Below are 15,491 nucleotides of genomic sequence, written 5' to 3' on the forward strand. Positions count from 1 at the left end.
GCCTTTCGCTTGCTGTTGTCAAATTCTCGAGTCCATTGTGCGGTAATCATTTAATCTTCCGAGCCTGTTGCCTCACCAGCGTCGGCACGCGCACAATCGGCAAGTTCATAACTCAACCCTCCCCGCAAGATCGTGTGTGTCACCTTCGCTCCAAATTCATGGCCCTCATAAGGGTTGTTCCGCGATTTCGACGCAAATTCCTCGGCCTTCGAGGTCCATGGATAAGCCGGATCCACCACAGTGAGGTTCGCCGGTTCTCCCACCGCAATCGGGCGGCCGTGATCTGGCAGTCGAGTGATTTCTGCGGGACGCTCCGACATGACGCGAGCAATAAAACGCCAGTCTGCCAAACCGGATTCCACGAAAATCTGGGCGATTACAGCCAACGAGGATTCCAGGCCGAGCATCCCCGGCTTCGCGTGTTCGAATTCCACGCACTTATCCTCGCTGCCATGGGGCGCGTGGTCGGTGGCCACGCAGTCGATTACCCCATCGAGAAGAGCTTGCCGCAGCGCCAACGTGTCCGATTCTTCACGCAACGGTGGATTAACCCGGAAAATCCCGTCATAAGTACGCAGCTTCTCGTCGTGCAGCAACAAATGATGCGGAGTAACTTCCGCGGTGATCGGGATTTCGTGTTGCTTCGACCAGCGCACCAGCTCCACTGTGCCTTCTGTGGAGGCATGGCAGATATGCACGCGGTTTCCGTAATCACGCGCCAATAGTGCATCCCGAACGACAATGGATTCTTCTGCTACCCGCGGCCAACCCGACAGCCCAAGCTGGGCTGCAGTCGCACCCTCATGGGCAACCGCAGTCTCGGTCATTCGGTGATCTTCTGCATGCTGCGCAATCAAGACGTTCAAGCCCTTGGCGTATTCCAGAGCTCGACGCATCAACTGTGGATCATTGACGCACTTCCCGTCGTCGGAAAACATCCGTACTTTCGCTGCACTGCGTGCGAGCATACCGAATTCTGTGAGGTTTTTACCTTCCAGCCCTTGCGAAATGGATCCCACCGGGTGCACATCGCACACGCCGTGCTGCTGCCCCTTGTACCAGACAGATTCCGCGATCACCGGCTGATCCGTCACCGGCTGCGTGTTTGCCATCGTGAAGACGGCTGTAAAGCCACCGCGCGCTGCAGCTTCTGAGCCACTGGCGATGGTTTCTGTGTCTTCCCTGCCGGGTTCGCGCAAGTGCACGTGCATATCGACAAGGCCTGGTAACAAAACGTTGCCCTGCAGATCGCGCTCATCATCTGCCGAGAGTTCAGCAGCTGCGTTCGAATCGGTTACCTCGATCGCCTGGATACGCCCGTCGGCAAGCAATACGTCAACGGGGTCACCCTCGCCATACGGCCGCACGTTGCGCAACAACAAGGAACTTTGCGACGCCGGGCGTAATTGCCCAGTCGGCGGATATTTCTCCTGCGACGGAGTGTGGTGTGTATGCGACATGATCGTGACTTCCCCTGTGTTGTGTGAATTATGTGCTGTCATATTCTGGTTTTCACCTGCGTTCTTTAACTGACGCGTTATTCCGCTCCGGAGCCGGCCAACAACGTAAATAGCACCGCCATACGCATGTGCACTCCGTTGTTCACCTGTCCCAGCACCACGGTATTTGGGTAGTCGGCAACGTCATAGTTGATTTCCATGCCGCGCAGCATCGGACCGGGGTGCATGATAATGGCATCATCACGCAGCAATGCCGCACGCTGCTTCGACAGCCCGTAGTACGTGGCGTATTCACGGTGCGAAGGGAAGAAACCACCGTTCATGCGTTCTTTTTGCACACGCAACATCATCACGGCATCAGCCCCGGCAAGCTCGGCATCAAAATCATGACTGGTACGTACCGGCCAATGTTCCACACCGTGCGGCAGCAAGGTGTGCGGTGCCACGAGAACCACGTCCGCGCCCATTGTGGAAAGTAAATCGACATTCGAACGCACGACACGTGAGTGCAGACAATCTCCCACAATAACGACACGACGACCGGAGATCTCGCCGAGATGCTGACGCAGCGTCATCGCATCGAGCAGGGCTTGGGTCGGGTGCTGATGAGCACCATCACCGGCGTTAATCACAGACGGGCCAGAGCCGTCGGTATCCACCCAATTGGCAAGCAACTGAGCAGCTCCGGACGACGGATGCCGGGTGATAATCGCATCGGCACCGATTGCGGCCAACGTCAACCCGGTATCGCGCAGGGACTCGCCTTTGGACACCGACGACGACGACGCAGATAGGTTAATCACATCGGCGCTCATCCATTTACCGGCAGTTTCAAACGACGAGCGGGTACGAGTCGAGTTTTCGTAAAACAAGGTATAAATCGTCCGCCCCCGCAACGTCGGAAGCTTCTTCACATCGCGATCAGCCAGGGCTTCGGAAAACCGCTCAGCCTCATCCAACAGTCCCGTAATTTGGTCCGCGTTTAAATCCGCAATGGATAGTAAGTGCTTCACTACTTGTCCCCTTGCCTAGGCTGGTCGTCTACTAGATCAGTGGTTGCGGTATCGGTCGATAGTGTCGACTCTACGAATTCTGCTGATGTAGCTGCTTGGTGCTGCGTAACCCGGTCCTGCACACTGCGCATTCCGCGTGACAAGATCACGGCGTCGCGGCCGTCGATATCCGAATTCAAAACAGAAATGCCCTCGGTACGCGCAGTCGGGAGATTCTTGCCGACGAAATCAGCGCGGATCGGGAGTTCACGGTGGCCGCGATCCACTAATACGGCCAGTTGAATTGCGCGTGGGCGGCCAATATCGGACAGTGCGTCGAGTGCTGCGCGAATGGTACGCCCGGAAAACAGCACATCGTCGACAAGCACCACGATGGCCTCGTCGATGCCTCCACGCGGAATCGATGTGGGTTTTAGCGCGCGGTGTGGTTTCGAACGAAGGTCATCACGATACAAAGTGATATCTAGCGCGCCAGTGGCGACAGCCTGGCCAGAAAACTCGTGAATCTTGTCCGCGATACTCTCCGCCAAGGGAAGGCCCCCGGACGGAATGCCCAGTAAGATCACCGGCGCCGAGTCTGGCGAGCCGATGGCGTTTTTCTCAATAATTTGGTGCGCGATGCGTGCGATCGTGCGCGAAATTGCAGCAGCGCTCAACAACTCAGTTGTTTCTGCTGCCTCCGCGGACGGTTCTTCCACTGTCATCGTGCCCTCCTTCCCCGCCTCTCTGTGCGGATTTTAAAGGATGCCGACTGCATTCATGGTTGGGTCTATGATGGAGACACCGCTTCAGTCTAGCACTAAGGATTACGCGCGTGAGCTTTTCCGCCCAACATCTCGTTCCAGCCCCACGCTCCGAAGTGTGGGATTGGCACACCCGCCCAGGGGCAATCAGTCGACTCACCCCGCCGTTTCTGCCGATGACGCCACAGACCGAAGCAACGAGTCTTGCCGACGGCACCACAATTTTCCGGCTCCCGGCAGGGCTGAAATGGGTCGCACGCCACGATCTCACGCGCTACCAACCCGAAATATCGTTTACTGATTTTTGCATCAATTCCCCAGTCCGACAGCTCGCACAATGGCGCCATGATCACCACTTCGCCGATGGTGAGCTGCCGAATACCACCACAATCAACGACACTGTCCACACACGTGCACCCGCTCATTTATTGCGCCCGGTGTTTGCTTATCGGCAGCGTCAGCTCATCGCGGATTTATCGTTCTTACAGTCGTTGAAGGACGCAGGCTTCGCAGGGGCAACGTCCGCAGCCACGACCGGAAAAAACTCCATAGAGCCCGTACCAGGAAAAGCTCTCACGATCGCCATGACCGGCGCCCATGGTTCTGTCGGACGCAGCTTGAAAGCCCAACTAACCACAGCTGGACATACTGTCATTGAGCTGGTGCGCGGGGAAGCGAAAACCGGTCAGCGCCACTGGCACACCCACTACCCTTCATCACATCTTCTCGCAGGCGTCGATGTCCTTGTACATTTAGCGGGTGAACCTATTTTTGGCCGCTTCAACGAAGCACACAAAAAAGAGATTCGCGGCTCACGGGTAGACCCAACCTATAAACTGGCACGCTTAGTCGCAGACTCACCGACTGTTACGACGATGGTCTGTGCTTCTGCTATCGGCTACTACGGCCCAGATCGCGGTCCCGAAATTCTCACAGAAAATTCCGAGCGCGGCGATGGCTTTTTGGCCGATGTGGTCGCTGACTGGGAACTTGCATGTCGACCGGCATTAGAAGCCGGAAAACGTGTGGTCAATATCCGTACTGGGGTGACGCTGTCCGGAAACTCTGGTTTGCTTCCACTGCTGAAGACATTGTTTTCCACCGGTTTGGGCGGGAGTTTTGGTGATGGAAATTTCTGGTTCAGCTGGATCGCGATGGATGATTTAACCGATATTTATACCCGAGTAATCGTTGACTCTCGGATTACCGGCGCAATCAACGCGGCAGCCCCGCAGCCATTGCTCAACAAAGATATGGCTAAAGCACTCGGTACTGAATTAAATCGCCCGACGCTGCTTCCAGTCCCCACATTCGGACCCAAATTACTACTGGGTAAAGAAGGCGCCCACGAATTAGCTTTGGCAAATCAACGGGTCTCCAGTGCAAAGATTAGCCAGCTCGGCCACCAATTCCGTTTTCCCACTCTTGATGCTGCCCTCGCTCACGAACTTGGGGGTGAACAGCTACAAGACGAATAAATACAGTATGGGAAAACCAGTACTAACACTGAAACTTACACTGTGGCCAATGATTTTCCGGCTAGTTTGCCGGTACGGTGGCAATGGTTAGAAGCAAACCCAACGCGAACGGAAAGAGCATATGAGCCAACAACCAACGCCGAATGAGCAAGATCGCTCGCCGGAAACCGTCGGTGACATTGCAGAAGTCACCTTCGAGCGCATAGGTGAGATTCTTGACGCCGAAAAGCTCGTGTACCGCAACGAGGAACAAGAAATTCCCGACGGCAGCACATTGCAGGTAGTACGCACCGGATTTAGTAATGCAGCAATCGCGATCAGCGTCCGGCAAAACATGCTTATCGTCGATTCACTCTGGCGCGGGCAGCTCAGTACTAGCCAAGCGGTTGACGTGCTTGCTGTCGTAAATTCGTGGAACCAAGCACAATTTGCCCCAACGCTGCGATTTTTTGAACAGGGAGAAAACCTGCTAGCAATTTCAGCGGTTCGTGAAGCTGATGTCAGCACTGGCATGACCCGAAACCAGTTGGGCGCGTTTTTGTTGAGCACGTTGGACGCAGTCTTGGAATCGTTCCAGGCCCTCGGCAAACAATTCCCAGACGCTGTCACCTGGGAAGAAAACCACACGCACGACGAACAGAACTAGGAGTTTCTCATGAACACCGATACAGAACTGGCCCCAGCCACCATCGACCGTGTCGTCGAGGCCATGCGTGGATTTGATGTGGAACTCACCAAGGTTGCAGGAAAAGAAATCGCTACCGCAAACCTCAACGACACCTTGTGCACATTCGCGGTGCTGGGCTCGGCAATGGTGGTCCGCTCCGAAGTCGCCACCGATACGGACTACGACAGTGCTGATGCTGGATTGTTCTTGGCTGCCAACCAAATTAATTCCACCTCGATCGGCGCACGCGCCGTTATTGCCGAGCACGAAGGCAAGTTAATCGTGCGCACCGAACGTGACATTGTGGTTGCCGCCGGAATCTCCGACGAGCAGCTCAAGGTCGCGCTCAAAGCTGCCGTCGACGGTGTGGTGCGAGCACAAGATGCGATGGTCGCCGCAGCCGACGAAATGCGAAAGCTCAATGAGCACCGCGACCAGGCTGATCACACCACCGCTGAGCACAACACCTCAGACGAGCAAGGCGCCTAGTCTCAGCGCAAAAACAGGCGCTAAGATAGTAGGTGCCAGGACGCAGCATTAACGCGGCATGGCACTACAACACGAGGAACCCGTGATTACAACTATCCGTGCAGGCGGCGGTACTGCTGCTCGACATCGTAGCTTGGCTGCGGCCAATCCAGATCCATGGCGCGCAACCGCCGCAACACCAAGTACTTCACGGCAGTACGTGCATAAAGCTTATTGTCACTAGGCACGATGTACCACGGAGCGTCCTCAGTGTGGGTGCGGTTAATGGCTATCTCATAAGCGCGCTGGTAATCTTCCCATTTCTTTCGATTGTCGAGATCAGACGGGTCAAATTTCCAGCGTTTATCATGTCGTTGCAGCCGACGTGCCAGGTTAGATTTCTGGAATTCTGCAGAAATATGCAGCATTATTTTGATAATGCGCACCCCGCGTGCTGCAAGCTGAGATTCAAAATCAACGATCGCATCATAGCGACGCTCGATCTCGTCAGCTGGCGCCATTTTCTCTACTCGCTGAATTAGAACATCTTCATAATGCGAGCGGTCAAACACGACGATTTCGCCGTCCTCCGGCGCATGCTTGTTGATGCGCCACAGGAAATCATGGTTCCGTTCTTCTTCAGTTGGCGCGCCGAATCCCACGGGACGCAAGCCTTGGGGGTCAAAAACTGACAACGCGTTGCGGATCATTCCGCCTTTGCCAGATGTATCCATGCCCTGCAAAATCAACAAGATGGATCCAGATTGTGCGGTCCCTAGGCGAGAATGCGCAAATAATTTTTCCTGCAGTTGCCGCAGTTCCGCATCGAATTTACGGAATCGTCTCCGCATCCTCTTCCCGCGCGGATTACCGGAAAACCCGGGAGTCGACTGTGGATCAATTGCGGACAATTCTACGGGTGGAACTGCCCGCAACCGTTCTGCATGACGTGGTTTAAAAGACACAGAAATTAGGCTTGCTCGTCTGTGTTTTTGGCGTCGGCATCGTCGCTAGCACCATCGTCGATGTCACCAACGTCAACGCCACTGTCATCTCTGTCATCGTGAGCCATCGGATTATCAGCTGAGACGGATTGGGCAATATCGTCCAACACCGCGTGAATATACGGCGCAGCCGATTCTGTGGAATATTCACTGGCTAATTCCACGCCTTCCACCACGGCAACGGCTGCCGGTACGTCAGCGTTAAACAATATCTCCCATGCGGAAACGCGCATGATCGCGCGGTCAACTGCCGGAAGCCTTCCAAGTTCCCATTCCTGTGATAAGAAACGGGAAATTAACTCGTCAATTTCATCGAGTTTCTCTGCAGCTCCCGCGACAATTTCTTTGGTGTACTCAGCCACGGGTGGGACCGGTGATTGCTCCCATGCGGCAAGCTCCACGCGATCGTCGACAATCGCCACCGGATCAAGGTCTCTGGTTTCAGCTTCGTAAAGGATGTCCGCGGCACGGCGGCGAGCCCGGTAGCGCTTGGTGTGCAAACGCTTATCTGAGCGAGTGAAACGGGTACCGGAAGCCGCGGTTTTTTTGTTGTCTGACATACCCTTGCGCGTTAGTTGTTGCTACGGGAGAGGTAGTCGCCGGTACGCGTGTCGATCTTGACGACGTTTCCGGTTTCGATGAACAGCGGAACCTGGACTTCAGCGCCAGTTTCTAGCGTCGCTGGCTTGGTGCCACCGCTCGAGCGATCACCTTGCAAACCAGGATCAGTGTGTTCCACTTTGAGGTCGACGTTGATCGGAAGTTCAGCGAACAACGGCTCATTTTCGTGGAACGAGACCTGGATGCGCATGTTTTCGAGCAGAAAATCCACTGCACGGCCGAATTTGTCGGCCGACAATTCGACCTGCTCGAAGGTCTTATCATCCATGACGACATAGTTGGTGCCGTCATTATAGAGGTACGTCATGTCACGGCGGTCAACCGTAGCCAACTCGGCTTTCGCGCCGGCGTTCCAGGTCTTGTCAGTAACTTTGCCAGTCATGACATCTTTGAGTTTGGTGCGCACGAATGCTGGACCTTTTCCTGGCTTCACGTGCTGGAATTCCACGATCTGTTGTAGTTTGTTGTCAATTTTCAGCACAACGCCGTTTTTGAAAGCAGTGGTATCAGCCACGAATCAACTCTCCAATATTTGTCAGTGCGACAGCTCCACAACGCGTGGAGTTGCCTAGTACATCTTTGCTCCCGCTAGTATAACCGAGACCGCCCGGACCGTTAAAGAATCGGCACGGGCGGCAATGTGCACTCGTGCGCTCCTATCTACCCGACGCCACGCGCGCGCAACGTCGTATGCTGACAATCCATGCCGACGTTATGGCAAACGTTTCTAGAGTTCGCGCAACTGTTTTGTCGGTGTAGATAAGTTGCGTGGCTTACCGTCCGTAATCACCAAAGTATCTTCAATCCGCACACCTACCTTGCCCGGGATATAAATTCCTGGCTCAATCGTGAGCGTCATACCTGCTTCGATTTTGCCCTGACCGGTGTGAGCAGCTGCTGGGGCTTCATGTACATCAAGGCCAATTCCGTGCCCGGTGGAGTGGACAAAATATTCTTCATAGCCAGCCTCACGGATAATGTCGCGGCACGCGGCGTCAATATCAGCCAGCGGAGTACCAGGGGTAGCCGCCCGGACTCCAGCTTCCTGTGCTTTAAGCACAATGTCATAAATTTCCCGAGAGAAATCATCGATCTTGCCTACAGCAACAGTGCGCGTCATATCGGAATTAAACCCAGCGCGGTGTGCACCATAGTCAATTGTTACGAGATCGCCTTCTTGCAGTTCGCGATCACCTGCACCGTGGTGTGGTTTTGCGCCATTTGGGCCGCTAGCGACGATAGTGTCAAAGCTTGGGCGTTCCGCACCCAACAAACGCATACGGTATTCCAGGTCAGCAGCAATCTGACGTTCGGTGCGACCGGCGACTATTTCCCCAGCAGCAATCATATCCTCGAGTGCTTGTGAGGCTAGCTCTGCGACTCCTGTCAGACGTTCGATTTCGACGTTGTCTTTGATTAACCGAATCTTTTCAATCATCCCGGAAACTGGCACCAGTGTCACTTCTTCTGGACACTGTTTTTCCAGTTGCTTGAACTGCTCGATGCTGACGAAATCAGACTCCACACCAACCCGACGTGGGCCTTCTAGCTTCTGGAGCAGATCTTTTGTGATGGCACTAGTAATCGTTGCAGTAATATCAGGAACTTCTTCTGCAATCTGTGTCGCGTAACGCCCATCCGTGCTAATAGCAGCAGATTGATCTTTCGATAACAGCACCGCACCATTGGATCCAGAGAAACCGGATAAATACCGAACGTGGATCAGGTGAGTCACCAAAAAGTCATCGAGGCGCTCTGCTGCCATGGCTGTCGCCAATTTACGACGACGGTTGCTAAAGCGAGTATCAGCCAATGTCATTGTTCTCCTTATTAGGCTAGTATGCTGAACCTTGTAGTCAACCACGAGTAATCGTGGCAATTCCTATCCCCATTCAGCGTAAATTTCCACAAAGAAACTATCTTTTACGATGTTACGCCACATTATCTGCCCAATAACGTAACGCAGCACTATATCCAGTAATACCAAGCCCCGCGATGACACCACGTGCAAGCGGCGACAAGTACGAGTGCCCACGAAATGCCTCTCGAGCATGCACATTGGAGATATGCACCTCGATGAATCCAGCACCGTCTGCTATTTCTGCTAGCGCATCACGCAGCGCCACCGAGGTATGGGTGAAACCACCAGGGTTAATGATTACTGGCCAGTGATGATCCGCGGCTTCGTGGACATAATCCAGTAATTCGTGCTCAGCATTGGATTGCCGACAAATGACGTGTAAGCCATGGGCCTCGCCTTCGGCGATCAGTGCAGTTTCCACGTCACTGAGCGTCGTCGCACCGTAAATTTCGGGTTGGCGCTTGCCCAAACGATTCAAGTTAGGACCGTTCAGAACCAATACAGTGGAGCGATTATTCCCGGGCATTACGACAGTATCCTTTCAGCGGCTACAAAAATCTGGTTGTCACGCATCGATGCAGGTTCTATGCGCAAATTGCTTGGTACGCTGCACGCAATTCTTCATCTGAGGCATCCGGAATACGCATACAATCGCCAATTCCCGTGATTCCTACAAACCGGGGTCTGCCTTCACGGTTTTTCTTATCCCTGTTCATAGCTGCAAGTAGTTCGTCGAAATGTCCTGGCTCATACGCCACCGGCAGTCCGACTGATTCCAAAATTCGGCGGTGCTGTTGAAGCAATGCGTCGTCGATCAACTTGCGGTTACGCGCTAAATGCGCGACGTACATCATGCCCACCGCCACCGCGTTTCCATGGCGCCAGGCAAAATTCTCGCGCAATTCCACTGCATGGGCAAAGGTATGACCGTAGTTGAGGGTTTCCCGCAAACCTGACTCACGCAGGTCCATGCCGACGACGTTTGCTTTCACCGCTATTGAACGCGTGATCAATTCCGGCAAATAACCATCGGGGTCCAAACAAGCAAGCGGGTCATCTTCATAACGATCAATGATGACGCCATCGCTGATGAAACCAGTTTTGATGATCTCTGCTGAACCGGCAATTATCTCGTCTTCAGGGAGAGTCGTCAGACGGTCTAAGTCTACGAAGACACTGTCTGGCTCATGAAAAGCACCGACCAAATTTTTCCCATGGCCAGTATTGATTCCGGTCTTTCCACCGACGGCTGCATCCACCATCGCGAGCAAAGTCGTCGGCACCTGGATGACCTTTATTCCTCGCATCCACGTAGCTGCAATAAACCCAGCTAGATCGGTGACCGCACCGCCTCCAAAACCTATGATCACATCACGTCGGGAGAAATTATGCTGCGCAAGTTCGTCCCATAATTGGCCAGCGACTTCAAGAGTTTTTGCGGCTTCTGCATCTGGCACAGGGAATAAATGCACTCGCAAGCCCAGATTTTCAATCGAACGCGCAACCTGCCTGGCAGGTGCCGCCATTGTCGGTTGATGCACGATCCCCACAGTCTGGGCTCCGGTATGCTTCGCTCTGTCCGCAATGGCATCAGTCAGACCGCGGCCAATTGTCACCTGATAAGGATTTGGGCCATTGACTTCAATTACCTCAGAACTACCCACGCTATGCTGGCGGCCTTCAGGTGACGGGGAAAACATGTTAAAACTCATCGTTATTACTACCTTCCGGCTAAATGCACGCGATATTACAAAGTTTCCAAAAAGCCCAAGATGTCTGCAACTACTTGTTGCGGACTGCGTTGATCAGTGCGGGCACGATAATCGGCAACCTCTCGATACAACGGACGGCGTTGTGCCATCAAATTCCGGTAACGCGTATCAGCATCCTTCCCCGCAAGCAGTGGGCGTTGCTGTCGGTTATGAGGGCGCGTGGTGCGCTCAATCCCAGTGTCATCGCTGACATCGACGAATACCACGGTCTGCTGGTCTAATAAACTGCGTGTTCCAGCGTGCGTGACTGCTCCCCCGCCAAGCGCGAGAATCCCCGGCTCTTGTAGTGCTTCGGCGATCACCTCAGCTTCCAGTGCCCGGAAGGCTTCTTCACCGTCTTCGGCAAAAATTTCCGAACAGGTCTTGCCGGCCTTGCTCTCAATCACAAAATCGGAGTCAACAAATTGCTGATTAAGAACGCGGGCTAATCGACGACCAATCGTTGTCTTACCCGCACCGGGAGGCCCAATAAGCACGACAGACGGGCGTGAACTTTCTCCATATCCCATTACATCTCCCCCGCTCCAGCTGTGGCATCCTCAGAGAACGCGAGTTTTTGTTCTACACGGCGTTGATAGGCCAAGAAATTACGGCGGGTTTCTACAACGCTATCGCCACCAAATTTCTCCAGCACAGCCTGTGCCAATACCAACGCCACCATTGCTTCTGCGACAACTCCAGCAGCGGGAACTGCACACACATCGGAACGCTGGTGAATCGCGGTCGCCGCAGAACCAGTTTCCATATCGACGGACCGCAGTGCGCGTGGGACGGTAGAAATCGGCTTCATTGCAGCTTTCAGGCGCAGCTGTTCACCATTGGTGGTGCCTCCTTCCAATCCACCAGCTCGATTCGACGCGCGCGCCAATCCCGTGTCTGTACGGATGATCTCATCATGCGACTCCGAGCCTCGGGAACGAGCCTGTGTAAACCCGTCCCCGATCTCTACTCCTTTAATAGCCTGAATACTCATCAAAGCCCCGGCCAACCGGGAATCGAGCCGCGTCTGCCCAGAAACATGAGAGCCCAGCCCCACCGGCAAACCATCGACGACAACTTCGACGATTCCACCTAAGGTATCGCCGGACTTCTTCGCGAATTCAATCTCCGCGATCATCGAGGCTTCAGCGTCTTTTCCAAATGCGCGCACAGGTGAAGCATCAATTGTTTCGAGATCGCCTGGTTGGGGTGCCTGACCTTCATAAGGTTGGGACGGCCCAATGGAAATCACATGCGACAAAACCTCCACGCCAAGCACCTGCCGAAGAAAATTACGGGCAACGGTGGCGCAAGCGACGCGGGCCGCCGTTTCGCGTGCTGAAGAGCGCTCCAAAATATTGCGAGCGTCGGCATGGTCATATTTCACCATGCCGGAAAAATCTGCGTGTCCCGGACGCGGACGCGTGAGCTGTGCGCCGCGGCCTGAGTGTAGGGCTTTCGCAATATCCGGATCATTCACATCCACAGGGTTTGGGGACATGATGGTTTCCCACTTCGGCCATTCCGTGTTTCCGATCATGATGGCAATCGGACTACCCAGTGTTTTTCCGTGCCGAATACCGGCGAGCAAACTCAACTCATCGGCTTCAAATTTCATACGAGCGCCGCGGCCATACCCCAAACGACGACGCGCGAGTTGGTACGCAATATCGTCTGCAGTGAGCTCGACGTGTGCAGGCATATTTTCCACCACAGCCACCAATGCTTGGCCATGTGATTCCCCAGCGGTAGTCCAACGAAGCATGCCGTCTATTATTCCACAAGCAGTATTGAGACCATCACAGTGGCCAGAATCATAGCTGGCCCATGTGCAACGTAGCCCCGGTTTCGAAGCATTGCAATAAGCAAGCTCAGCAATGATGCTGTTCCTGCGGCAAGTAATACGGCAAAAGCACCACCTGCCGCTGCAGCCATGATGGCAAGCGGAATTGCCAGTTTAATATCTCCACCACCAATGCCAGGTGCATGCGGTCGCCCGCATAAACGATGCCACAGCGCAGCGCTCCAAATCTGCACCAGATACAGAATTGGCCAGAGACTAGCCGCCGACAAAATTTCGGTGGTATTAGGGTGCTGAAACGCCCATCCAAGAGCACATGCTGCGGCCGGAAGTGTCAGAAAATTTGGCAAGCGGTGGGCTTTTAAGTCATAGCCGACCAAGGCACACGCCCACAGAAAAATAGCAAATACTACGAAAAATCCCCCCATGCCTGCTAACGCTACCGAAGAATCCTCGTGTAGGGGAATTTCCGTAGCGCCGCCCTACCCGTAAGTCAGAAAACCGACAACCCCGAAAGCAACAATTCTTATGGTTTCTGAGAATTCAACTCTCTATCGAGCGCAGCCCACATTTCTTCTTTCGGGGCAGGAAGCCCTGTGAAGAGTCTAAATTGGCCAAAGGCCTGGTGTGCCAGCATGACATGCCCGCCAACGCTGCGATGCCCATTGGATGCTGCCTGAATCGTCAATGGAGTCGGCCAGGGGTCATAAATGACATCAAGGACTGGTGCGTGGGCCAGACGCCGTTCGTGACCGGCTACAGCGTCTGCGGGCACTGTAGAAATAATAGCGTCGCAGTCTTCTAATGAGTCTTCCCAAGTAGCGATATTCCATGCCACTCCCATGGACTCGGCGAGCGGCGCCCACTCGCTGCTACGATCACTGCGGTTAACGATGGTGACTTCCCGAACTCCCAACGTACCCAGAGCCCACAGGACCGGCCGTGACGTACCGCCAGAACCCAGGACCACAACATGCTCTAACGAGCCACTGTTGTTCGGAAATAATTCCCCGAGTGCTCCAAGTACTCCGTCGCCATCCGTATTATCGGCAAACCACCCGCCATCACGTCGCACCAGGGTGTTTGCGGTGCCAATCATGTTGGCACGACCGCTGACGTGATCAGCAAGTTGCAGGGCTTCAAATTTTCCTGGCATCGTAACAGAAAATCCGCGGTACGAGCCATCAGCTTGTGCCACAAAATCGGCCAGCCGTCCCTTGCCTACTTCACAGCGATCATAGTGCCAGCCATTCAGGCCAAGCGCACGATATCCGGCATTGTGCAACACCGGCGATAGCGAATGAGCTACCGGACTACCAAGTACCGCAACGCGATGAGGTACATCCCGTTCCGAATCATTCGGAAACTGAAAGTCCGAGTTAGCACTCGACGCAGCTTGGATCCTATTCATGATGGTCCAGGATTCCGGATTCGAGTGCACGATCGACATCTTCTAAATGTTCTTCAAAGGTATCGTTGAACACCGTGGTGCCTTGTTCATCGACGGTGACGAAAAACAGCCAATTTCCTTCAGCTGGATGTTCCATGGCATGCAACGCTCCATCCGAGGGCGCTGCAATCGGTGTGGCCGGTAGCCCATCCATTGCGTAAGTATTCCATGGGGTCTTTCGCGCACGGTCTTCATCAGTGGTTGCGAGTTCGACGTCGTCTAGTCCGTAGTTGACAGTAGAATCGAATTCCAAGCGCATAGGTTCATCCAGGCGATTAAGAATGACGCGTGCAACCTTATCGAAATCACCTGCCGGTGCCTCCCGCTCAACCAGCGAAGCTGCGATAAGCAAATCATAAGGCGCTAGATCAATCGCACGAGCCCTCTCAACAATATTCGAGTCGTTATAGCGCTTAGTCGTCCGCGTAACCAGATCAGTCAAGATCTCTTCTGCGTCCATATTCGGATCAATGACATATTGTCCGGGAGCGATCAACCCCTCGAGGCGTTTCGGATCAGAACCTTGCTCACGTACACGCTCCAGCGCCCATTCGGGTGCACCAAGATCTGCAGGATCGGTGTTAGCAGCTACCGATTCCAACTCCTGTGTGCTCACACACTGACTGTCATCGCCACCAGAGCAACTGACTTTGGAAATTTGCGTGTAAATACCTTCACGGATGTTTCCACCCTTAACATTCACATCGTGCAGAGTGGTGCCACCGTGCACATCAAGTAGCTCTACTTGTTTATCGGGGTTCAGCAATGCCGCCACCGCAGCCTGGGCGCTCATTTCTTCTTCCAAACGGTAGAAACCAGGTTGCACGTTACCGGCATCAGGATTGCTGGCCGCGGCAGTCTGGAAGACCGAATCCGACGCCACAATTCCGCGCTCTTCTAGCTCCGGTCCAAGCGATGAAATCGAATCGCCTTCTTTAATCTGCACCATAGCCACGACACCGTTACCGTCGCCGTCGAAGTCATCCACTGCGGCGCCTCCTCGGTTGCCGGATATGACGTTGAATGCAATATAGGCACTCACTCCGATAATCAGGATGAAAGAGGCGATTAGCACAGCAAGACCCCGTTGCCGACGTTTCACATATTTGGGATCAATGCTGCGTCTTACGCGCACGCGCGTCTGTGTGCTCATGTGTGTTATCTCTTCTTTATT

At 54.1% G+C, this 15,491-nt stretch carries 16 protein-coding genes and 1 pseudogene; 3 read left to right on the forward strand and 14 right to left on the reverse strand.

What is annotated here, in order from left to right:
* Positions 1–50 precede the first annotated feature (50 nt).
* The 3 genes and pseudogenes from B142_RS0100725 to pyrR form a co-directional block, all read right to left on the reverse strand.
* A complete protein-coding gene (locus B142_RS0100725; RefSeq protein WP_049148376.1) occupies positions 51–1,460 on the reverse strand; it encodes a dihydroorotase in 1,410 nt (469 codons plus the stop codon).
* Positions 1,461–1,537: 77 nt separating this feature from the next.
* Positions 1,538–2,473 carry an aspartate carbamoyltransferase catalytic subunit gene (locus B142_RS0100730; protein WP_018119623.1) on the reverse strand — a complete coding sequence of 312 codons (936 nt, stop codon included), beginning with the start codon at positions 2,471–2,473 and terminating at the stop codon, positions 1,538–1,540.
* Between the two features lie 134 nt (positions 2,474–2,607).
* A pseudogene (gene pyrR / locus B142_RS0100735) lies at positions 2,608–3,177 on the reverse strand (bifunctional pyr operon transcriptional regulator/uracil phosphoribosyltransferase PyrR); the annotation flags it as partial.
* 110 nt (positions 3,178–3,287) lie between these two features.
* Here pyrR and B142_RS0100740 point away from each other — a divergent pair.
* The 3 genes from B142_RS0100740 (at position 3,288) to B142_RS0100750 (ending at position 5,850) form a co-directional block, all read left to right on the forward strand.
* Positions 3,288–4,694, forward strand: a complete 1,407-nt coding sequence (locus B142_RS0100740; protein ID WP_018119625.1) for a TIGR01777 family oxidoreductase — start codon at positions 3,288–3,290, stop codon at positions 4,692–4,694.
* A 121-nt stretch (positions 4,695–4,815) separates the two neighbouring features.
* Positions 4,816–5,340: a YbjN domain-containing protein gene (locus tag B142_RS0100745; protein WP_018119626.1), complete on the forward strand. Its 525-nt coding sequence runs from the start codon at positions 4,816–4,818 to the stop codon at positions 5,338–5,340.
* Between the two features lie 9 nt (positions 5,341–5,349).
* Entirely contained in the window at positions 5,350–5,850 is a 501-nt protein-coding gene (locus B142_RS0100750; RefSeq protein WP_018119627.1) for a YbjN domain-containing protein, read from the forward strand.
* Positions 5,851–5,942: 92 nt separating this feature from the next.
* On the opposite strand, the gene B142_RS0100755 is transcribed toward B142_RS0100750, so the two are convergent.
* The 11 genes from B142_RS0100755 to mltG form a co-directional block, all read right to left on the reverse strand.
* Positions 5,943–6,794 carry a PPK2 family polyphosphate kinase gene (locus B142_RS0100755; protein WP_039733494.1) on the reverse strand — a complete coding sequence of 284 codons (852 nt, stop codon included), beginning with the start codon at positions 6,792–6,794 and terminating at the stop codon, positions 5,943–5,945.
* Between the two features lie 5 nt (positions 6,795–6,799).
* Positions 6,800–7,393 carry a transcription antitermination factor NusB gene (nusB, locus tag B142_RS11450; RefSeq protein ID WP_018119629.1) on the reverse strand — a complete coding sequence of 198 codons (594 nt, stop codon included), beginning with the start codon at positions 7,391–7,393 and terminating at the stop codon, positions 6,800–6,802.
* Between the two features lie 11 nt (positions 7,394–7,404).
* Entirely contained in the window at positions 7,405–7,968 is a 564-nt protein-coding gene (gene efp, locus B142_RS0100765) for an elongation factor P (RefSeq protein WP_018119630.1), read from the reverse strand.
* Between the two features lie 213 nt (positions 7,969–8,181).
* Entirely contained in the window at positions 8,182–9,273 is a 1,092-nt protein-coding gene (locus B142_RS0100770) for an aminopeptidase P family protein (protein ID WP_018119631.1), read from the reverse strand.
* 112 nt (positions 9,274–9,385) lie between these two features.
* Complete coding sequence (aroQ, locus tag B142_RS0100775; protein WP_018119632.1) at positions 9,386–9,841, reverse strand: type II 3-dehydroquinate dehydratase; 456 nt, start codon at positions 9,839–9,841, stop codon at positions 9,386–9,388.
* A gap of 58 nt (positions 9,842–9,899) precedes the next feature.
* Positions 9,900–11,015 carry a 3-dehydroquinate synthase gene (aroB, locus tag B142_RS0100780; RefSeq protein WP_049148379.1) on the reverse strand — a complete coding sequence of 372 codons (1,116 nt, stop codon included), beginning with the start codon at positions 11,013–11,015 and terminating at the stop codon, positions 9,900–9,902.
* 47 nt (positions 11,016–11,062) lie between these two features.
* On the reverse strand, positions 11,063–11,596 hold the full coding sequence (locus B142_RS0100785) for a shikimate kinase (protein ID WP_018119634.1): 534 nt from the start codon (positions 11,594–11,596) through the stop codon (positions 11,063–11,065).
* Positions 11,596–12,831 (reverse strand): chorismate synthase, encoded by a 1,236-nt coding sequence (aroC, locus tag B142_RS0100790; protein ID WP_018119635.1) that lies wholly within the window; start codon positions 12,829–12,831, stop codon positions 11,596–11,598. Before aroC ends, B142_RS0100785 begins: the two co-directional genes overlap by 1 nt.
* Positions 12,832–12,839: 8 nt before the next feature.
* Complete coding sequence (locus B142_RS0100795; RefSeq protein WP_018119636.1) at positions 12,840–13,295, reverse strand: prepilin peptidase; 456 nt, start codon at positions 13,293–13,295, stop codon at positions 12,840–12,842.
* Between the two features lie 98 nt (positions 13,296–13,393).
* Positions 13,394–14,317 (reverse strand): shikimate dehydrogenase, encoded by a 924-nt coding sequence (locus tag B142_RS0100800; RefSeq protein WP_236658171.1) that lies wholly within the window; start codon positions 14,315–14,317, stop codon positions 13,394–13,396.
* The gene (gene mltG / locus B142_RS0100805; protein ID WP_018119638.1) at positions 14,271–15,470 is read right to left on the reverse strand and encodes an endolytic transglycosylase MltG; all 1,200 of its coding nucleotides are present in this window, start codon (positions 15,468–15,470) and stop codon (positions 14,271–14,273) included. The genes B142_RS0100800 and mltG overlap by 47 nt, the downstream gene beginning before the upstream one ends.
* Positions 15,471–15,491: the final 21 nt, after the last annotated feature.

Source organism: Corynebacterium propinquum DSM 44285 (genome assembly GCF_000375525.1).
Taxonomy (GTDB): Bacteria; Actinomycetota; Actinomycetes; order Mycobacteriales; family Mycobacteriaceae; genus Corynebacterium; species Corynebacterium propinquum.